Here is a 20,603-nt window from a genome sequence, read left to right on the forward strand (position 1 = left end):
CCTCTACCTTTTCCCGGAAAATACGACTGCGGCCGGTCCCGTCATATAGACATGGTTGTCTTCTTCATTCCACTCAATAAACAAATCTCCGCCCTTCAGCGACACCGTCGATTGACGGTCCGAAACACCGTTCAGCACGGATGCTACCAGGGTTGCGCAAGCGCCGGTGCCGCAAGCCAGCGTTGGACCCGCTCCGCGCTCCCATACCCTCATGTCCGCTTGCGAGCGGGAATTTACCGTTACAAATTCGACATTGATCCGGCGCGGGAACAAGGGATGATTCTCCAGCTTGGGTCCCCAGGTTTCCAGATCAAAGCTTGCTGCGTCGTCCACATAAATAACGCAGTGGGGATTGCCCATAGATACAGCAGTGAAGAGGAACGTCTTCCCGTCCACCTCGACAGGGTAATTAACAACCGGATCGGCATCAATGGTGGTAGGAACCTGCAGGCCATTCAGCACCGGCTGCCCCATGTCGACGCGTACGGTCTGAACCTTGCCGCCCTCAACCGTCAGGCCAACCTTTTGCACGCCCGCTCCCAGTGTTTTTATCGTAATTTCCGTTTTGTCGGTCATTCCATTGTCATACACGTATTTGGCTACGCAGCGGATTGCATTGCCGCATTGCTCGGCTTCCGAACCGTCGGAATTGATTATGCGCATGGCAAAATCCGAATTGTCCGAAGGCAAAATATAAACCAGGCCGTCCGCTCCAATGCCGAAGAAGCGATTGCAAAGGTCAAGCGCCAGCTCCGATGCGTTCCCTGGAAGCTCTTGTTCACCTGCTACTACAATAAAATCATTGCCCAACCCATGCATTTTGGTAAAATTCATTCCGTTTCCTCTCCTTCAGCGATTGCCTGGCAAGCCTGCACGCGTGTCCCATAGACTATTCTCCGTGCGTCTCGCCTCTCTATTATTCCTATTAGCATACCTTAAAGACGAGAGAAACGCTATTCACAATTTGCATCAACATTTGCATAAAAAAACCGGGAGGCTGGCTTAATCTCGCCCCCCGGCTGCATTATGATTGCATAATTTGCACTTTTTGAACTCCCGTCTTTCGCTTTAACGGGATACTGTCTGAGGACCGAGAGGCCATTTTGCGTTTTTCCCTTTTCCCGGTTTGCCAAGCACGCTTCCGATGCCCATAACAAATGATGGAATGCCGGCGGCCACAAATACGAGACACCATTCCCGCAGGCCTATCGGAACGGTTTTGAATATAGGCTGGAGCGCTTCAATGTACAGAACGCCCAGCATCAGCAGCAGCGAGGACAATACCGCCAGCACCAAATATTTATTTTGAAGGGGGTTGCGATGAAAAATGGATCTGGAGCTCCTGCAATCAAACACATGGATCAGCTGCGCCATAACGAGGGTGGCAAACGCTACCGTCTGCGCCGTCATCAAGCCCTGAGGACTGGAGCCAGCCTCCTTCAGCGTAATCCAGAACGCGCCCAGCGTGCATATGCCGATCAGGATCCCGCGACTAATGATTTTCCAGCCTAATCGTCTGGAAAAAATACTTTCTTTGGCTTGCCGCGGCTTTTGCTGCATCAGATCCTTCTCCGCCTGATCGACGCCCAGCGCCATAGCAGGGAGGCCGTCCGTCACCAGGTTGACCCATAAAATCTGGATGGGAACAAGGGGCAGCGGCAGTCCCGCCATCATCGCAAGGAACATGACGAGAATTTCTCCGACATTCGACGCCAGAAGATAACGGATAAACTTGCGAATATTTTCATAGATGCCGCGTCCCTCTTCAATCGCCGCCGCAATCGTAGAGAAGTTGTCATCGCCCAGCACAAGCGACGATGCTTCCTTGGACACATCCGTACCCGTGATGCCCATAGCAATCCCGATATCCGCCGCCTTGATTGCCGGCGCGTCGTTTACGCCGTCGCCGGTCATCGCCACCACATGTCCTCTGCGCTGGAGCGCCTTGACGATGCGAAGCTTATGCTCCGGCGAAACTCTGGCAAACACGTAAACGTTGTCCACAACGCGATCAAGCTCGTCTTCGCTCAGAGCCTGAAGCTGCTTGCCGCTCATTGAAATACCGCCTCGCGGAATAATGCCAAGCTGTCCTGCGATCGCTTCGGCCGTCAGCTGATGGTCCCCGGTTATCATGACGGTTTTGATGCCCGCTCTGCGGCAAGTAACGATAGCCTCCTTCACCTCTCGTCTCGGCGGATCAATCATTCCGGTCAAGCCGACAAAAATAAGGCCGTTTTCAGCTTCGCCTTCCGTTTCACAGCGTTCATTCGGCTTCAGCTCCCGATAAGCAAAGCCAAGCACGCGAAGCGCCGATTGGGCCATCCCTTCTCCCGCCTCGGCGACCTTCCGCTTGAGCGTCGAAGTAAACGGCATGACCTTGCCGTCCCACAGCACATACGTGCACAGATCCATCAAGGAATCCGGCGCTCCCTTTGTGCAAAGCAGCTTTCCGCCCTGATGGGACAAAATGACCGACATTCGTTTACGCTCGGAGTCAAACGGAAATTCCTTTACCCGGGTATAGAGCTTTTCCAGCGATCTGGCGGATGAACCCAGCTTCTCCGCCAGAACGGCGAGCGCTCCTTCGGTAGGGTCGCCGCTCAGGCTCCACTCCGCTGCTGACTCCATGCCCTTGCGCTTTTTGGATTCCTCCTGCTCTTTGCGCTCCAATCTTGCGTTATTGCATAACGCCCCGATCTGCAGCAATCGCTTCAGCGGCTGCTCTCCCTTTATATCCAGCGGTTTTCCATCCTGAAAAATACCGCCCGACGGCTCGTACCCCTCGCCTGTTACCTGCAGGCTGCGGCCGCCCAGCCATACGGAGGTTACTGTCATTTTGTTCTGAGTCAGGGTGCCCGTTTTGTCAGAGCAGATGACGGAGGCGCAGCCCAGCGTTTCCACGGAGGGCAGCCTGCGCACAATCGCCTTTCGCTTGATCATCCGCTGCACGCCAAGCGCCAGCGCGATCGTTACAATTGCAGGCAGCCCCTCCGGAATGGCCGCCACGGCAAGACTGACGCCTGCCAGGAACATGCCGTAAGCCGGCTGTCCATGCAAAATCCCTGCAACCACCACCATGACGGTGAGGCCAATGGCTACGGCTATCAATATTTTGCCAAGCTGCTCCAGGCGATGCTGAAGCGGCGTTTCCATGCTTTGCGCGTCTTGAATCATTTCTGCGATTTTGCCCATTTCCGTTGCCATGCCGGTACGCACGACAACCCCTTTGGCCGTGCCGCGCGTCAGCATCGTACCCATAAATCCGATATTCCGCTGGTCGCCAAGCGGCAAATCCGCCTCGTGGATCGCATCTGTATATTTGCCAACGGGAACCGATTCTCCCGTCAGCGCCGATTCCTCGACATAGCAGCTATTGCATTCAATAAAGCGAATATCTGCCGGAATGCGGTCGCCGCTCTCCAGATAGACAATATCGCCCGCTACCAGCTCTCGTGCGGCAATGCTGCGCAGCTCGCCTTCCCGATACACCTTGGCGGTCGGAGCGGACAGCTCCTTGAGCGCGCGCAGGGAGCGCTCCGCGCGGAATTCCTGGGCAAAGCCAAGCACCGCATTTATGACGATGATGGCAATAATCGTGATGGCGTCAAGGTATTCGCCCAGCAGGCCGGATATAAGAGTGGCTCCCATCAGAATCAGCACCATAAAATCTTTGAACTGATTCAGGAACAAAACGAGAGGAGATATCTTTTTTCCTTCCGAAAGTTCATTATGACCTTGCTGGGCCAGCAGTTCCGAGGCTTGACCGGCCTCAAGCCCTTTTTCCAGCGAGCTTCCGAGCGCTTGGGACAGCTCCTCCGCGCTTAGTTGATGCCACTTTTTTTGCTCCATGTTCCCTTTCCCTCCCGTAGATCGCCTATTACGGTGACATTCCCAACCTAAACAACCTCGTTACAAAGCTTGTCAAATGGTTGTTAATCAAGACAATGGAAGTTCAAAAAGTTCGGTTTTCAGTGCCGAGAAGATGGAATGAAGCTAGAAATCGAGGACCGGAGCGTAGTGATAGCTACGTGAGGACCTCAAATGTTTCTGAAAGAAACATACTTCGTAAGCATATGCTTCTTTCGGCTGAATTCCATATTCGACGTCAGCCATGCCGCCAGGCATGACCTGCAATGGAAAGCGGACTTTTTGAACAACCTATATAGGGAATGTATTCGGACAGCCTATAAAATATCCCAGCAGCACTTAAGTTTTTGTCCGTAATATGGCATGATAGAGTCATACTGCAAGAAGAAAGGAAACAAGCAACATGTCATTAGACGGTATTGTTACTGCCGCGATCGCGCACGAGCTGCAGCGCTGCGTTGGCGCGCGCATTCATAAAATTCATCAGCCGACGAGCCACGAGCTGGTGCTTAGTATTCGAGGCGGAGGATTTGGAGGAAAGCTGCTATTGTCCGCTAATCCTACCTATCCGCGCGTCCATTTTACCAATGCGGCTTATAGCAACCCGCTGGAAGCCCCTATGTTCTGCATGCTGCTCCGCAAGCATTGCGAAGGCGGCGTCATTACCGCCGTTTCCCAGGTAGGACGGGAACGCATCCTCCATATCGGGGTCAGACACCGGGACGAGCTTGGCGATACCTCGCACAAAACGATTATCGTAGAAATTATGGGAAGGCACAGCAATATTATTTTGACGGACACCGGCTCGGGAATGATTCATGACGGCATTCATCATGTAACGCCCGCCATCAGCAGTCATCGCATCATCTTGCCGGGCAGCCTGTACACACCGCCGCCTCATCAGGGGAAAACAGACCCTCTGACTGTTGTCAGCGAAGCCGCCTTCCTTGAATGCCTGACTGCGCAGGAGGACAGCGACGCTCCAATGCATAAAGCGCTTGTGGACGCATTCAGCGGCATAAGCCCCCTGCTGGCGAAGGAGATGGTGCATCGCGCGTCAAAAGGCGGAAATCAGCCGGAGCCGTCCTCCCTCTGGAGCAGCTTTAATGACTTGATGGAAGTGGCAAGAAATCATGTCTTCACACCCGTCATCGCGACGCAACGCAGCAGCGGAAAAGCTTTTTTCTCCATTACGGAGCTGACTCATATTGAGGATGCGGAGGTCCAATCGTTCCCATCGGCAAGCGAATGCCTGGAGGATTTCTACGGGGACAAAGCGGAGCGCGACACCGTCAAGCAGCGCGCTGCGGACCTGATCCGGTTTGTGCAGAATGAACGGGCCAAAAACGGCCTCAAAATCAAAAAGCTGCAGGATACGCTGCAGGAAGCCAAGGATGCCGAAAAATACCGCGTGCTGGGCGAGCTGCTGACCGCCTATATGCATAATTTCAATCGTGGCGACAGCGAAATAACGGTGATCAACTTTTATGATGAAAACGGGGCGGAAGTAACGATCCCTCTTGACCCGCAGCTGTCGCCTTCCGAAAATGCACAAAAATATTTCCGCCGTTATACCAAACATCGCAACAGCGTTTCGATTGTCAAGGAGCAGATGGAAATGGCGGAAAACGAAATCACGTATTTCGAAAGTCTGCTTCAGCAGCTGGAAAACGCCTCTCTTGGCGATATCGAGGAAATACGGGACGAGCTGGTCCAGCAGGGCTATATGAGGGAGCGTCACAAGCGCGGCCCGAAACGCAAAAAAACGGGAAAACCCTCCCTGTTATGTTATACATCCTCGGAGGGCATCTCCGTCTATGTCGGCAAAAACAATACGCAAAACGAATATTTGACCAACCGGCTTGCTGCCGCCTCTGATACATGGCTGCATACCAAGGATATTCCCGGCTCCCACGTCGTTATCAGGGGTACCGGCTTTGGAGATGCAACGCTGGAGGAAGCCGCCATGCTGGCAGCCCATTACAGCCAGGCTAAAGCGTCCAGCCTGGTGCCAGTGGATTATACTCAAATCAGGCATGTGCGCAAGCCAAGCGGAGCGAAACCCGGCTTTGTCATTTACGACAATCAGAAAACGCTGTTTATTACTCCCGATGAAGGCCGTATAAAGGGGCTTGCCTCGGAAATCAAGGCTTAATGCGTAAAAAAACGGAAGCATCCTCATGCCTGCGACAGGCCGTTGGATGCTTCCATTTTTTATGGTCGCTATATTTTTTGTATGTTGGCTATAAATGGCTTGCCGATGGCTGGCGGCGTAGAGCCTCCAATTCTTCAACCCTGCTCAAGGGCACATTTCGGCTCCCCAGGTCGCCATGGTAGCTTTGATTGCCGCGCAAGCCGTGAAAGTCGGAGCCGCCTGTCTCCAGTATGCCGCACCGTTTAGCCATGGCCGAATAACGCTTCTCTTCCGCGGGGCCATGATCGGAATGAAAAACCTCCACGCCGTCCGCACCGCTGCGGCAAAGCTCCTCCACTAATTCATCCGCTCCATAGAGTCCCGGATGAGCGATGACGGCGACGCCTCCCGCTTCCTTAATCCAGCCGATAGCCTCCAAAGGATGCACTCGCGACTGAGAGACATAGGCGGCAGCTCCTTCCGCAAGATAAACGCGGAAGGCCTCCTCCATATCGGAAACAAAACCGTTATCGATCAGCGCTTGTGCAATATGAGGACGGCCTATGGTGAGCGCGGATAAAGACTCAGGACCAACTCCTGCTCTCTTCATTGCCGCCGCATGTACATCAGCCATTTGCACGGGCAAGCCCAACTGCCGCAGCTTGCTCAAAATCTCTTCATTTCGATGGGAACGGCCGCCTCGAAGACGGATAAGCCTCGACAGCCATTGTTCATTACCGTTATCCGTGAAATAACCCAGCACATGAATGTCCTGCCCTCCGGCATTTGTGCTTAATTCGACGCCAGGTACAATTTGTATGCCCAGCTTCATACCTGCCGCCTGCGCCTCCGCAACTCCGGCTATCGTATCATGATCCGTTATCGCAATAGCGGCCAATCCGGCTTTTACCGCCATCGCTACTACTTCCCCCGGAGCGTGCAAGCCGTCCGACGCTGTAGTATGGGAATGCAAATCTGCGAGCTTTGTTATAGCCATTGCTGTAAATCCCTCTCTCTCAAAAAAGTTAGGAAGGTAACGGCTGAAATAGGCAGCAAGGCCGATTTCAAATAAATAGAATAAAACTGGCGCTTGAACGTGGTATCGCTTAGCTCGATTATTTTAATCAGTCCCAGAGCAATCTCATGCTTGACGGAGGAAGAGGACAAGATGGAAATGCCAAGTCCAGCTTCGACCGCCGACTTAACCGCGCCTGTGCTGCCCAGCTCCATCCCGATTTTCATGGTGGCGGGATTCATGCCTCTGCGGACAAGCTCATCCTCCATAACCTGCCGGGTGCCGGAGCCCTTTTCCCTCAAAACAAAAACATGCTCCAACGCCTCCTCAAGCGTCGCTTTGCCGACTGACGCCAGCGGATGGCTGCTTGCGGCAACAAGAACAAGCTCATCGTTCATTACAGCCTCCATATGCATATCAGGATGGCTGACTGGCGCCTCCACCAAGCCAAAGTTGAGCTGATGGTTCAAAATTTCGTCCAATATTTGCGTTGTGTTCATAACCTTCATGCTGATTGCTATTTGAGGATATTCCTGGCCAAAAGGCCCCAATAACCGCGGCAAAATGTATTCTCCGATGGTAAGGCTGGAGCCTAGCAGCAGCTTGCCCTTAAGCTGGCGCGTAAAAGCCGACATAGCCTGATCCGTGTTCCGTATCAGCTCTATGCTGCTTTTTGCATACGGCATCAAGGCAAGGCCGGCTTCGGTCAATTCGATTCGTTTCGTTGAACGTTGCAGCAGCTTTGTCCCAAAATAGTCCTCCAGCGATTGAACCTGCATCGTCACAGCAGGCTGAGTCATATGCAAAGCTTGAGCGGCGGCGGAAAAGCTGCCGCGCTCCGCTACGGTATAAAAGATGTGCAGCTGATGAAAGTTGAGTGCCATAAGGTCCAATCCGTCCTTTCTTCTTGCTGTTATTATACTACAATGCAGGTAACCAATTGTACACAAAACGACAGAAAGCGCCATCCCTCAAGGAGGCGCTTGTCTCCGCTTTGCTAAGCTTTGTTTTTAAGCTTTGCTCTGCATTGCTGTATTGAAGCAGGCCGGATTTATTTCCGCTTGCGGCTATTTTTGACCAGTGTCATGCGGCGAGAATGGCGCAGCCAGGAATAATAGGATTTAAGGTCCCTAAGCTCGATTGTTTCCGACATTCGCCCAAGAAACGTAACAACAATCATTTTTTGCAGAGGATTGCCAAGCAAATCCATATCATTGGGCGCATCCGAAAATTCGGCGACAAACACCAAATCGCCATCGATTAAATAAACATCTTCCTCGTTTCGATAATAGGATTCAACCCGTCCCTTCTTCAAACATTCCCATAAAAATTCGGCAATGTCGTCGTATCCGGTATTGGCGCTTTCCACACGGTCCAGCCAGCGGGTTTGGGCATGATTCGTAATGATAATGTCGGATATTTTTTTGTCGCCAAGCTCTACATAAAAAGCCTCATATGTATTCCATCTTCTAGTCATTTTATCCTTCATATCGTCCCGCACTCCTTCTACAGAACCAGTTCTTTATGCCTATATATCTAGTGCCTATTTTACCATGTCCGTCCGATATTTCAACAAAAAAATAAACGGAAGGCATAAATGTAAATAAATGTATTTAAATTCAAATAAATAACGCTTTTGCACCAGAAATTTCCGATACAAAAGCGTTATTTCCTCGTCTATTGAAAACGCTTGGCTACAAGCTGTAAAATCTGGTTTTATCTTCGCTGTCCTTGGTGTATTCCGTCTTCAGCTCGCTTCGATAGGAACGCTCGACCTTGCGCACGAAGGAAAGCCGCGACATTTGCTTGACTGCTTCCTCCGCCCTGTCGGCATTCATGTACAACACCACGTAATGAAGTTTTCTGGACATGTAATGAACATTCCCGAAACGCTCCAGGGATCGTGCTGCCTTCAAATCGCTAACCCATACAATAAAGCCTGTCCGATCCGGCAACATGCCTTCTTCCCCCTTACAGAAATTATCCGCAGCCGCCGCTTCCGCAGCCGCATGAGCCGCCGCTTCCGCAACCGCCCCCGCCCTTTTCGTTACCGGGGACTTTGATGGTATGCGATACCGATTCGGCGATAATCGTCGCCATATCATGCAGCATATCATCAACCGCTGCTTCCGCCAGCTTGAAGCGCCGAACCTCCTCCAGCTCCCCTAGCGCTTTTTCCGCTTCTTTCACCTTGCCGCGCGCCTCGTGGAAGTCGGGATGAAAGCGGCCAAAACGCTCGCAGTCCGCAAACTGCTCCTTGGCTTTCAGAAAAGCGGCCTGAAGCTTTTTGGCTTCCGCGCTTTCGTTTACGGCTTTTTTCCAGTATGCATATTCGGCTACTTCAGCCGATAAATTAACCATATCGCCCAACTCATAAGCTTTGAGCAGCAATGACGCCATATCTAGTGAAGCATAGGCGTCTTCTGTCAGATGTGCAGCCGAGTCTCTATATTCGGCAACCGCCATTGATCCACCTCTTTCCTCCAGCTTGCTATTACATTATCACATAACAAACTATTAGCCAATAGATGAAGGGTAAGTTCGGCAGCTGGCATTATTGCCGCTTTCTGCCGTTTGCCGCCTCCGTCGGGAGCACCAGTCTGATTTCATCCCATTGCTCCGGTCCCAAAACATGATTTTCCAGCTTACGCTCGCCGTACAGCCTGCCGCTTACCGCCCACTCATTTCCCCGCTGCTCCGTCGCTTCAGGAATAAACAAAACGCTCCTCCCCTCCAGGGAAAGTTCAACCGCGGTTTCCAGGGAAATCGCCTTTGCAATTAGCTCCCTGCTGGTGGAGGGATGATAGGAGCGGCGCTGCTTCAGCCACATCGCCGGAACGGCAGCTATTTTTTCGCTAAAAGCATGATGCATGTCCCGATTTATCTCCAGCCGGTATAGCCCTGCCCGATCCTGCTCCAGCCGCATAGGAACAGTCTGCTGTGGAATCCCTGGGAACTGCTGAGACCGCTGCTGGTTTGGAAGCCGGATGATTTCCAAAAAACATGGCTGCGAGCTATAGCTGCTTTGCAGAGACTCGCCCGATTTTTGGGGACCGGATTTTTCTATACCGCAGAAGGAGGATCGCTTGGAGCCTTTATGCACCCAGCTTTGATGCCATTGCTGCAGCATGTTATGCACAGCTTCCGGAAGGCTCTCCCTCCCGCTTATGTTTTGCAGAATAGCTTCGATTTCCTCCAATTGCGCGCCTCTCCCCAGCTTCCAATGAAGACGGTTTTCGGACAGGCGGTATAGCGTAAACCAATCATCGCTTACCCGGTCTGCTATTTCCTCCAGCTGCCAGCGAATAGAGCCGCTTATTTGCGGTCCCGCAAGTATCTCGCCGTCAGGCTGGAGCATCACTTCATTTTCAATAACATGGCTGAAGGGACGCCAGCGAAATACAGCTTCGGGCTTTTCACCCTCTATATAACCGCTCTCAAGCCAGCCGCACTCACAAAACAAATCCAGCCAGTTTTGCGCGTATTGAAGCTGCTCCATAACCGCCTCCCGGCCCTCGCCTGCCGCAATATCGTCAACGAAGCGAGGTTCTGCGTACAAATCCTGAACGCGGCGCCAGCTGCCATCCTGAATCCGGCACATTCTCGCCCCGCAATGAGCGGCAGCGCCGGCGGCTGGAAAAATCAAATCGCACAGCCAGCTTCTCAGCTCTATTTCCCTTGCTTGTTCGTCTTGCTTCAGCCATAGCTCAAGCGCAACTTCGTTTATGCAAAAGCCCTTGTCACCGGCAATCAGCAAACGGAGTCCCAAGGCCGCCTCAAGCAGCAGCGCAACGCTTGGGGAATAGCCGCATTCCTCCTTGACGCCAAAGCCAAATGCTTGAAGAGCATCCCGCGAAAACGGGAAAGCACGCTCCAGCCTGTCGCTCATTTTGCGAGATAAGACGCCTTTTGCCGTAAAACCGGCTGAAGGCTCACGGCTAAGCCGCGACAAGCCATACAGCAGCGCTCTGCCCAATGGCAGCGTGCCGCCAGTTCCTGTGCCCGCTTGGCCAGCTTGCAGAGAAGCAGCGGGATAAACGTCGCCGCAGCAGGGCGAAGAAGATGCAGAGAGCGGTAACAAACACGGCAATAAGGCCGCATAAAGATCGCTTGGAGCAAAGATGAAGCGTTCGCCCCATGCCTTGCCGAGCGCAAACAAAAAACCTCCGCGCTCCAATGCATCCAGCCCCAGCCTGATTTCCGCCCCGGTCAAAGCGGAGCGCTCCCGCAATATGACAACAAGGGCCTCCTCTTCGACAGGTGAAGCGCCATGCAGATCCATATGCAATTGCAGCACTTGAAGCTCCGCCGCGCTTAATTCCTCCAACGGCTTGCCTGAAGCAGCCAGCCTCAACGCCTCATCCCAATCAACGGCAGTCAAGCTTCCTTCTACGGAGCCTTTAAGCCAAAAATATTCACAGTTGAGCAGCTGCTCCTCCGTGAGCTTTTCCGCGACTTCCTTCAGCCTCATGATGTCGGCCTCCCGGCTTCGGAGACAGGTTCCGCCTCCCCCTGCTCCGCCATCCGCTCGTAGACATACCCTTGCTCCATCATAAATAGCTGGCGCTTGAGTGCAAACTGTGTTTCCTTTGTCCCCTCTGTAACAATGCTGTAGAACCAGGCCTTATTGCTTCCCGCCTTGGGCCGCAGCAGCCTGCCGATCCGCTGCGCTTCCTCTTGCCTGGAGCCAAAGCTTCCCGACAGCTGAATCGCAACGGCCGCATCGGGCAAATCAATGGCCAGATTGGCCACTTTGGACACAACAAGTACCGAAATATCGCCTCGTTTGAAGCGGCTATACAACTCCGCTCTTTCCTGCGGCGGCACTTCTCCGGTTAATATCGGCGCGTTCAGGCTTTGCGCAATGTCATTCAGCTGCTTCAAATATTGGCCGATAACCAAGGCTGGCTTGCCCTCATGCTGACGCAAAAGCCGTTTTACAATTCCAAGCTTGTTATGATTTTCGGCCGCTATCCGAAGCTGGCCCCTGCCCCCGGCCGCATGGTAAAGCTTCCGCTGCGACGGGTGAAGCGGAACGGTAATTTCCTTGCAGCTGACAGAAGAGATGTAACCCCCAAGCTCCGCATCCTTCCATGCCATGTCGTACAGCTTGGGTCCGATCAGGGAATACACGTCCTCGGCGCAGCCGTCCTCGCGAACCAGTGTTGCCGTAAGACCCAGCCTTCTTGTCGCTTGAATGGAAGCAGTCATTCGGAATACCGGCGCCGGCAGCAAATGAACCTCGTCATATATGACAAGCCCCCAGTCCCGTTTGGTCAACAGCTCCATATGACGGTATTCATCCCCTGCGGTCGCGCGCCGGGTCAGCAAATTGTAAGTCGCTATCGTCACGGGAGCAATCTCGCGCTGCTTGCCGCTGTAAATGCCGATGGAGGAAATGTCCAGCGTTGTTTTGTCCAGAAGCTCGTCACGCCACTGGAGCGCGGCGCTGTGGCTGGAAGCAAGAATGAGCGCCGCTGCTCCGACGCCTGCCAAAGCCGCTAAACCAACAACCGTTTTTCCAGTGCCGCAGGGCAATACAGCAACTCCGCTTCCACTCTGGACGGCCCCTTCCTGCAGGAAGCGGTCCACGGCTGCTGCCTGATACGGACGCAGGCTAAAAGGACGGCCGCGCAGCGTCAGCTTCCGCAGCCCGATATCCAGCGCTTCGCCGTCATGATAGCCGGCATAATCCAATACAGGGTAGCCGAGGCGCGTCAGCTCTTGCTTGAGAAGTCCGCGGCAGTGCCCGTGAAGCACCCATTCGCCTTCTGCTGTTTTGTCCTTGATCCAATCGGCTAGCTGCTTTTGCTGCGCTAACTGCGACAGAAGCGCTGTATCGCCGCCAAGCACCAGTTCTCCTTCCCTCAGCTGCAGTCTAAGCTTGCCAAAGCGTTGTCCCCAGCCCCGGAGCGTCGCCGCGGCGGTAAAGGGCAATCCGTACCGTGCATGACGCTCCAGGCACTCCAATGCGTTTTGCCAGGAAACGCCCGCGCTCATGGCATTCCACAAAGCAAGCGGCGTAAGCCTGTAGGTATGCAGGCTGCCCACCGTTTTGACAACCTCTCCAAACATCAGCAGCTGTTCGCGCGCTTCGCGCGCCGTTTCTATTTGCTCATCCAGCAGAACGGTCATATCGGATTGAACGATTAATGCGCCTTTGCCAGCTGTCATAGTCAACAACCCTCATTTCTATATTCTTTCATCAGTATGAAGGGTTTTTCGCCATTTTATCCCTACGGATAGTGGCGCCGATAATTTGCCGGATTGCGGTCCTGTATAGTAAGATGAAAAAATGGAGACATCATTTTATTTATTTGCTGGAGGCATTTGACCCATGAGAAAGCTTTTTACATCTATAATCGCCATGTTGTCTCTCCTGCTCGCCAGCTGCGCCGCTTCCAATTCCGAGGCAACACCAACTGTCAAAAGCGATACCTGGTATCCCGTTTCCGGCTATGTGGATGGAGATACATTCAAAATAGACACGGGCTCCGGACATGCTGTTATTCGAATGCTGTACATTGATACGCCCGAAGCCAAAAAGGAAAATACGCCGGTCGAGCCTTTTGGACCGGAAGCCTCGCAGCTAACTGCCCAGCTGCTGGAGGACTCCGGAGAAGTCCGCTTGACCTTCGATAAAGAAATCAAGGACCATTCTAACCGGACGTTAGCGATTGTTGAGCTGAAGGACGGCGCCATTCTGAACGAGCTGCTGCTCCAGGAAGGCCTTGCCAAAGTGATGATTATTGAGCCCAATACCAAAATGGAAAACGTCTATAAACAATTGGAGCAAGAAGCCAAGCAAAACAAGCTGGGAATCTGGAGTACGGGCACCGAAACCAGCCAAAGCGATTTGCCGGTGCGCAAGGCTCAGCAGGTCGGCATTGAGCTGAAAGTGGACAAGCAGGCCGAGCTTGTGACCATTACGAATACGTCCCCTCAAGCCATTGATCTGGACGGCTGGAAGCTGATTAGCGTTCGGGGAAACCAGACCTATACCTTTGAGCCTTACATGCTGGATGGACAAGAAAGCCTCATTCTCGCTTCGGGCGAACATGCTGTTGCTAAAGAAGGCGTCTTGTTATGGGAAGTCAACAATGTATGGAGCAACAATGAATCCGACCCCGCCGAGCTGTATAATGACAAAAATGAGCTTGTAGCGCTATGGGAAGACGAATGATCCTTCGTCCTCCCGCGTTGCAAGCTCATTTGTATAACCGGGACAGCGGGCCGCCGACTTTCACGATCCTCTCTCCCCCGTATCCCAATCCATCTTCCAATCCTTATGGCTCAACCGAATCCGCCACGTAGTTCTCCGCCATGGCAATCATCAGCTCCGCCGCTTTTAACATGGCCCGCTCGTCAAAGTCAAACATGGGATGATGGTGAGAATAAACCGCTCCGCATTCCGGATTTCCGGCGCCAACAAACATAAAACAGCCAGGCTTCTCCAGCAAATAATAGGAGAAGTCCTCCGCAACCGTCAGAGGCTCCGATTCGGTCACATGCTCATCGCCGAAAACGGTCTCCGCCACCTTGAAATATCGGGCCGCTTCCGCTTCATTGTTAACGACTGGCGGATAACCGATGCGCATGTCGTAGTGGAAGGAGGCGCCATGCATTTCGCAGGTATGTCTGATTATCGTCTCCAGCCTCTGACGTGCCAGAAGGCGCGTATCTTCGTCAAAGGAGCGGACAGTGCCTTTGATTACACATTTTTCGGCAATGACGTTTGTGGTTGTTCCCGCCTGGAAGGAGCCGAAGGTTACGACGGAGGGCTGATTGGGGCTAATATTGCGGCTAACAATTGTTTGTGCCGCTTGCACAAGCGCAGACCCAATCATAACGGTATCCGTTGTTTGATGCGGCATGCCTCCATGGCCGCCCCGGCCGACAATTTCCAGAACAAATTCATCGGCCGCGCTCATTAAAGCGCCGGCGCGCGAGAAGGAAGAGCCGTAAGCCAGCGGCGTCCACAAATGAACGCCATAAATAACATCAACGCCTTCAAGCGCTCCGTCGCGGATCATTTCGATCGCTCCGCCAGGCGTTACCTCTTCCGCTGGCTGGAACAAGAGCCGCCGCTCTCCCCGCAGATATGCCTTGTTTTCCCAGTAGAAGCCGGCAATGGCCAGCAGAGCGGCCGTATGTCCGTCATGTCCGCACGCGTGCATGACGCCGGGCACTTTTGAGGCGTAATCGCAGTTTTTTTGATCCTGAATCGGCAAAGCGTCCATATCGGCGCGCAGCGCTACGACGGGGCCGGGCAATTGCCCTTTAATGGAAACGATCAGCCCGTTGCCTCCTATTCCCTCCGTAACCTCGCAGCCTGCCTTCTTCAGCTGGCTGCTGATCCAGGCTGACGTCCCCTTCTCTTGAAAGGAAATCTCGGGATATTGATGCAAATGACGGCGCCAGGCGACCATTTGGTCGTAATGCTCCGATAGCCAATCCTTTGCCACGCTGTTCAGCTTCATTTGGCGCAGCCTCCTTTTTTTAAAATTGCCCTCTGGCGTAGTCTTCTTCTATTAACAAGTGTACCAGCAATGAATCCAATAACTCCATCCTTTTTTCAATTTCCCGCGCCGCTCTTCGCAAGCAAGCCCCTGTTATCCATTTGACGCCCCGCATTATGCCGACTAAGGCTTGCGCTGACTGGGGAAACATACTATCATGGGTAAAGAATGCACAACATATGATTGATGAATTTGGGAGGAACTGTGATGATCATTGAAAACTCCGGGCTGAATGGCCTTCAGAGCGAACTTGCGCATTTGGATAATGAGGCTGAAAAAGCCGGTTTTGTTCGGTGGCAATGGGAATATTACCGCGCTACATATGATTTGAAGCTGGTTGATCGGGCTAGCGGAAATGAATATTTTCTGCGTCTGAATACGCGCGCAGTGGAAGGCAAGCTGGAATCTCCCCATGCCGTGCTTGTTATCGAGGCTGTTTACATCGGCCGCGCCACCTTCCCGCACGGCATGGAATACGAATCTCCGGTTCCCCAGCATATTTTGGACACAGCCGAACAGCGCCTTGCTCAATTGAAGAAAGCGCTGCTTTAGAGACTCACCATGAAAGCGACAGAAAAAGCCAGCCGGGGAAGGCCTGACTTTTTGCTCCTCATCATGACACTTCTGCTTGTCGGATTTGGTCTGGTGATGGTTTTCAGCGCCAGCTCCGGCATTGCTGCAGTAGAGGCCAAGTTTCAAAACGATCCTTTATATTTTACAAAAAAGCAACTCGCCTTTGCAGTTCTTGGCCTTTTTTCAATGTTTTGGGCGATGAATGTACGCTATCAGGCATTTAAAAAGGGCTATATTCTTTTTTTTATTCCTGTTGTCATCATGCTCATACTGGTTCCGATCGTCAGCGACCCGCTTCATGGCGCGCGAAGCTGGTTTAGAATCGGCTCCTTTGGTATTCAGCCAACAGAACCAGCCAAGCTTGCACTTATCCTTTACATGGGCGCGTTAATCGCCAAAAAAGGCGAGAAATTCCGCGATTTCAAGCGCGGCCTGCTGCCGGTTATTGTTATTGTCAGTTTTATATGCGGACTTATTATGCTGCAGCCTGACCTTGGCTCCTGCCTGGTTCTGGCTACCTGCGCACTCGTCATGATCATTGCGAGCGGGGCCAATTTGAAGCAGGTTTTTGCAGTAGGGGCCATTGGGAGCGTCGTTCTGACACTGCTAGTCAGCATATCCATGGCCATTAATCCAAAAGCCTGGGTATACCGGATCAAGCGGATTACCTCCTTTATGGACCCCGAAGCCCATGCACAGGATGGAGCGTTTCAGGTTACTTCATCTCTGCAGGCGTTAAGCCATGGCGGCTTGACGGGCGCAGGCTTTGGAGAAAGCGTACAAAAGCTTCACTACTTGACATTTGCGTACAATGACTTTATTTTTGCGGTAATCGCAGAGGAATTTGGTTTTATCGGCAGTGCTATTTTCCTGCTGTTTTTTCTGTTTTTCCTGTGGCGCGGGCTGATCGTTTCCCTCAGATGTCCCGACATGTACGGGACGGTTGTGGGGGTCGGGATCGTAGCGCTGCTTGCCGTACAAGCCTTCATCAACATCGGAGGCGTAACGTCAACCATTCCGCTTACAGGCGTTACGCTGCCCTTTATAAGCTACGGCGGCTCCTCCCTGCTGTTCTGTCTGTTCGGCATGGGCATTTTGCTCAGCATATCCAGAGAATCCAACCGGCTCGAACCCTCTGGCGACAAACGCAGATCACGGACTTGATTGTACCGCATCAGCTCATTTCTAACCAAATATGCAAACGGCGCCCCCTGTTGTCAGGAGGCGCCGTTTTGGTTATCCGTATTATTTCAACCGTAGCTGCGGCTCTTCTACTTCCTCTTCCTTGAAAGCAACGCCTTCCACCTTGACGTTCACTTCAACGACCTGCAAACCAGTCATGTTTTCCACGGATTCGCGCACATTAAGCTGCAATTGGCGGCAAACCTCCTGAATCGGAATGCCGTAATGTACGATAATGCGCAAATCGATGGCGGCTTCTAACTGACCGACCTCAACCGAAACGCCTTTTTGTACGTTTTTGCCGCTAAGCCGTTTTGCCAAACCTTCTGATATGCCGCCCGACATGGCGGCAATACCCGGCGTTTCGAGTGCTGCAAGTCCTGCTATGGTAGCTACTACATCGTCGGAAATTCGGATAATGCCTGTTTGAAGTTCTTCGGTCATGTCATTCACTCCTCGTATTTGCCATATATGTTCATTGTAATAGAACGGAAGGCGCGAAGCAAGGCGAATAACCCCGTCCACAATGGTTCTCTTCGACAAAAAAAAAGCAGACTCCGAGGAGTCTACCCTTTACGTTCCATAGCTTCATATAACACAGCAAGATTGCGTTCCAGCTTGCTGACGATTTCTTTGCCCGCTAGCTCGCCGATCAGTCCGGCGCGAGTAGCAAAATCGACTTGACGGGACAAGCCGTACATTTGAGTATCCAATACCTCTTCATAAAGTGGACAATGACGAGTCGTCAGGTTTTCCATCTGAACTTCAATCAGCTTCTCTATCTTACTCGCGTCTTCCTGAAGAAGACGAAGCGCTCTTTCATGCAGAACATCAGTGATTTCCGGTGCAGTCATACTTCTCCCCCCTGTGCGCGTCCCCGCCAGCATCTATATCCTTTATATTAGACGAAAACCGGGGAATACACAAGGACAAAACAAATGAGCGCCCCCTCCTAAAGGAAGAAGCGCCCATTTAATGAAACATAATGTTATTCAGCAACAATATTTACATTCAAATTATGCTTGGCGAACACTTCAGCCATTGCTTTTTTGGCTTCGTCGGCATCTGGACCATGTACATGCAGCTCATAGTCATGGCCTCCCACCAGAGTAGTGAACAGACCCAAAATGCTTTTTACATCGATATATTTGCTTTCGGCTTGAAGAACGATTGAGGATGTAAATTTGCCGGCTGTTTGAGAAATTTCTACGATAGCTGCGTTATTGGACATGGGAGATCCCTCCAGTTAGATTAGTAAAGCTTACCTTTCCATCATGATAACCCGAATCCACCTATCCATCAATAGGTTTTGCGAAATTAAAGACTTCATTTTCAATTATTTCAAGTTATCGGGGTTTAGCCCTTCCAGCTCTGGAATAACAAAAAGACCGTCCTTGCGAATCAGCACATCGTCAAAATAAATGTCGCCCCCGCCGTATTCCGGTCGCTGGATCAGGACCAAATCCCAATGCACCGCGGAGCGGTTCCCGTTATCCGTCTCCTCGTAAGCCTGGCCCGGCGTAAAATGCAGGCTTCCCGCGATTTTTTCATCAAACAACGTATCGTTCATGGGATGAAGGATATGCGGGTGGAAGCCGATAGCGAATTCGCCGATAAAGCGAGCTCCTTCGTCCGTATCCAAAATTTCGTTCAAACGCGCGGAGTCGTTACTTTCCGCTTTGACGATTTTGCCATCCTTAAACGTAAACACGATGTTCTGAAACGTAACGCCAGAGTATACGCTAGGCGTATTGTATGAAATGGTTCCTTGCACGGAATTCCGCACCGGAGCCGAAAACACTTCTCCGTCCGGGATATTGCGATGACCTGAGCATTTTTTAGAGCCAATGCCCTTGATGGAAAACGTCAAGTCTGTTCCGGGAGCTACGATGCGTACCCGGTCCGTACGATCCATTAGATTTTTGAGCGGCTCCATCGCTTGCTCCATTTTGGCATAATCCAGATTGCAGACGTCAAAATAGAAGTTTTCAAACGCATCAGTGCTCATTTGCGCCAATTGCGCCATCGACGGGCTTGGATAGCGAAGCACAACCCACTTTGTATGCTTGAGGCGCTGCTCCATATGTACGGGCGTATTGTAGATCAGATTGTAAAGCCTCATCTTTTCCTCAGGCACATCGGACAATTCATTCACATTGTCCCCAGATCTGACTGCAATGTAGCCTTGCATCTGCTTCATTCGCTCCAGATCATGCTTCGCCCAAAGCTCAAGGCTTTCCTTTGTGGAATGGGTCAGCAGCGTACGCAGCATGGAACGGTCCATCGTATCCAGGAACGCGTTTCCGCCCCGTTTTGCCACTTCTTCAATCAGGCATTTCGTTAATTCTCGCTCGTTGCCGATCATATGAATCAGAACATTTTCGCCCGGCTGGACATCAATGGAATATTGCACCAGGTTGCGGGCCAGCGTCTGCAATCGCGGATCTCTCATTGGTTATTTGCTCCTTCATGGTTAGACATGTCTTCAACATACCTAACATCCTACCATGATTTTCATTTCAATGCACTTTAGTCGCTCACAGTTTTCAAAAATGCTGAAACCGAATTGACGTGCTCCGCGTCTCATGCATCGGGACGCCGTTCCGCTTGTAATTAAATTCTGTATTTTCCATCATTTTTAGAGGAAGCAGCTTTTTGCGATGAATGCCGAGCTGATAGACGGACGTGGCGTTCAAGGTTGCCAGCATGCCTTCAAGCTCCTCCTTTGCCTTCAGCAGCGTCTGCTCTCTCAATGCAGTCGTCTCGCGGCTTGCTGCTGACATGCCTATCCCGTTTAATTCAGCCAGCCCGTCCCGCAAATGCTGCCGCCAGCGCTCTGTCGTTTCCTCCGGCTTGCCCTTTATTTGAAGCCAAATTATATCTTCTGCGGGAAACTCGCCGTCTCCCTGTCCTTCGCGATTTATCGCCACGCCGTCGTTGCCGCGGTTTAACCTGGCTAGCACATCGGCCGGATTGCCGTAGAGCGCATGCTGCCCCTCTGCCTGCAAGGTGAGCTGATGATGGTCCACGACCTTTCCTTCAAACGTTTGCGGCTTGTTCATAACCCCCTCGTTCATTCCCATTGTGAGCGATCCGGCAAATGAAAACTCGTCTAATGCAGCCAGTCCCGAATAAGAAAGACTTAGCCATTCCTGTGGCGTTCGGCGCTCCGTCATTCCCGCGCATCCCCAGACCATTAATAAAGCCAGTAGAGCAGCGCTTAACCTGATCCAGCGCAGCCTGCTATTTTTACCCATCCTTATTCACCTCGTCAGCCGTCTTGTCATAGGGAGGTATACTTTCCTTGCCCTAT

19 protein-coding genes are annotated in these 20,603 nt (G+C 52.1%); 4 read left to right on the forward strand and 15 right to left on the reverse strand.

Annotated elements, in window-relative coordinates:
• Nucleotides 1-3 precede the first annotated feature (3 nt).
• Nucleotides 4-834, reverse strand: coding sequence for a diaminopimelate epimerase (gene dapF, locus A7K91_RS14770; RefSeq protein WP_068684015.1), 831 nt, complete (start codon nt 832-834; stop codon nt 4-6).
• 234 nt (nt 835-1,068) lie between these two features.
• Entirely contained in the window at nt 1,069-3,849 is a 2,781-nt protein-coding gene (locus A7K91_RS14775) for a calcium-translocating P-type ATPase, SERCA-type (protein ID WP_068684016.1), read from the reverse strand.
• A gap of 421 nt (nt 3,850-4,270) precedes the next feature.
• On the opposite strand from A7K91_RS14775, the gene A7K91_RS14780 reads away from it, so the two are divergent.
• Nucleotides 4,271-6,022: an Rqc2 family fibronectin-binding protein gene (locus A7K91_RS14780; protein ID WP_068684019.1), complete on the forward strand. Its 1,752-nt coding sequence runs from the start codon at nt 4,271-4,273 to the stop codon at nt 6,020-6,022.
• Between the two features lie 88 nt (nt 6,023-6,110).
• Here the strand turns inward: A7K91_RS14780 and A7K91_RS14785 are convergent, their stop codons facing one another.
• From A7K91_RS14785 to A7K91_RS14815, 7 genes are all read right to left on the reverse strand, one after another.
• Nucleotides 6,111-6,998, reverse strand: a complete 888-nt coding sequence (locus tag A7K91_RS14785) for a PHP domain-containing protein (protein WP_211274532.1) — start codon at nt 6,996-6,998, stop codon at nt 6,111-6,113.
• Nucleotides 6,989-7,900 (reverse strand): selenium metabolism-associated LysR family transcriptional regulator, encoded by a 912-nt coding sequence (locus A7K91_RS14790; RefSeq protein WP_068684487.1) that lies wholly within the window; start codon nt 7,898-7,900, stop codon nt 6,989-6,991. Before A7K91_RS14790 ends, A7K91_RS14785 begins: the two co-directional genes overlap by 10 nt.
• Nucleotides 7,901-8,067: 167 nt before the next feature.
• Nucleotides 8,068-8,505 (reverse strand): hypothetical protein, encoded by a 438-nt coding sequence (locus tag A7K91_RS14795; protein ID WP_068684021.1) that lies wholly within the window; start codon nt 8,503-8,505, stop codon nt 8,068-8,070.
• A gap of 205 nt (nt 8,506-8,710) precedes the next feature.
• A complete protein-coding gene (locus A7K91_RS14800) occupies nt 8,711-8,974 on the reverse strand; it encodes a YlbG family protein (RefSeq protein ID WP_068684023.1) in 264 nt (87 codons plus the stop codon).
• A gap of 22 nt (nt 8,975-8,996) precedes the next feature.
• Nucleotides 8,997-9,482, reverse strand: a complete 486-nt coding sequence (locus A7K91_RS14805; RefSeq protein ID WP_068684026.1) for a YlbF/YmcA family competence regulator — start codon at nt 9,480-9,482, stop codon at nt 8,997-8,999.
• Nucleotides 9,483-9,570: 88 nt separating this feature from the next.
• The gene (locus A7K91_RS14810) at nt 9,571-11,487 is read right to left on the reverse strand and encodes a hypothetical protein (protein ID WP_068684027.1); all 1,917 of its coding nucleotides are present in this window, start codon (nt 11,485-11,487) and stop codon (nt 9,571-9,573) included.
• A complete protein-coding gene (locus tag A7K91_RS14815; RefSeq protein WP_068684029.1) occupies nt 11,484-13,190 on the reverse strand; it encodes a DNA repair helicase XPB in 1,707 nt (568 codons plus the stop codon). The genes A7K91_RS14810 and A7K91_RS14815 overlap by 4 nt, the downstream gene beginning before the upstream one ends.
• Nucleotides 13,191-13,353: 163 nt before the next feature.
• Between A7K91_RS14815 and A7K91_RS14820 the strand changes: the two genes are divergently transcribed.
• Nucleotides 13,354-14,199, forward strand: a complete 846-nt coding sequence (locus A7K91_RS14820; protein ID WP_068684030.1) for a thermonuclease family protein — start codon at nt 13,354-13,356, stop codon at nt 14,197-14,199.
• A 103-nt stretch (nt 14,200-14,302) separates the two neighbouring features.
• Here A7K91_RS14820 and A7K91_RS14825 read toward each other — a convergent pair whose 3' ends face one another.
• The gene (locus tag A7K91_RS14825; RefSeq protein ID WP_068684031.1) at nt 14,303-15,496 is read right to left on the reverse strand and encodes an amidohydrolase; all 1,194 of its coding nucleotides are present in this window, start codon (nt 15,494-15,496) and stop codon (nt 14,303-14,305) included.
• 246 nt (nt 15,497-15,742) lie between these two features.
• Between A7K91_RS14825 and A7K91_RS14830 the strand changes: the two genes are divergently transcribed.
• Complete coding sequence (locus tag A7K91_RS14830) at nt 15,743-16,087, forward strand: YugN family protein (protein ID WP_068684033.1); 345 nt, start codon at nt 15,743-15,745, stop codon at nt 16,085-16,087.
• Nucleotides 16,088-16,096: 9 nt separating this feature from the next.
• Nucleotides 16,097-17,272 (forward strand): putative lipid II flippase FtsW, encoded by a 1,176-nt coding sequence (gene ftsW / locus A7K91_RS14835; RefSeq protein ID WP_068684035.1) that lies wholly within the window; start codon nt 16,097-16,099, stop codon nt 17,270-17,272.
• 81 nt (nt 17,273-17,353) lie between these two features.
• Here the strand turns inward: ftsW and A7K91_RS14840 are convergent, their stop codons facing one another.
• The 5 genes from A7K91_RS14840 to A7K91_RS14860 all read right to left on the reverse strand — a co-directional run bounded on the left by A7K91_RS14840 (nt 17,354) and on the right by A7K91_RS14860 (nt 20,547).
• A complete protein-coding gene (locus tag A7K91_RS14840) occupies nt 17,354-17,734 on the reverse strand; it encodes an Asp23/Gls24 family envelope stress response protein (protein ID WP_068684037.1) in 381 nt (126 codons plus the stop codon).
• Nucleotides 17,735-17,856: 122 nt separating this feature from the next.
• Complete coding sequence (locus A7K91_RS14845; RefSeq protein WP_068684039.1) at nt 17,857-18,144, reverse strand: Fpa/YlaN family protein; 288 nt, start codon at nt 18,142-18,144, stop codon at nt 17,857-17,859.
• Between the two features lie 134 nt (nt 18,145-18,278).
• Nucleotides 18,279-18,521 (reverse strand): HPr family phosphocarrier protein, encoded by a 243-nt coding sequence (locus tag A7K91_RS14850; protein WP_068684041.1) that lies wholly within the window; start codon nt 18,519-18,521, stop codon nt 18,279-18,281.
• A 105-nt stretch (nt 18,522-18,626) separates the two neighbouring features.
• Nucleotides 18,627-19,742: an aminopeptidase gene (locus A7K91_RS14855; RefSeq protein ID WP_068684043.1), complete on the reverse strand. Its 1,116-nt coding sequence runs from the start codon at nt 19,740-19,742 to the stop codon at nt 18,627-18,629.
• A 94-nt stretch (nt 19,743-19,836) separates the two neighbouring features.
• Entirely contained in the window at nt 19,837-20,547 is a 711-nt protein-coding gene (locus tag A7K91_RS14860) for a hypothetical protein (protein ID WP_156739569.1), read from the reverse strand.
• Nucleotides 20,548-20,603 lie beyond the last annotated feature (56 nt).

The sequence above is a fragment of the Paenibacillus oryzae genome, assembly GCF_001675045.1.
GTDB classification, from domain to species: Bacteria; Bacillota; Bacilli; order Paenibacillales; family Paenibacillaceae; genus Pristimantibacillus; species Pristimantibacillus oryzae.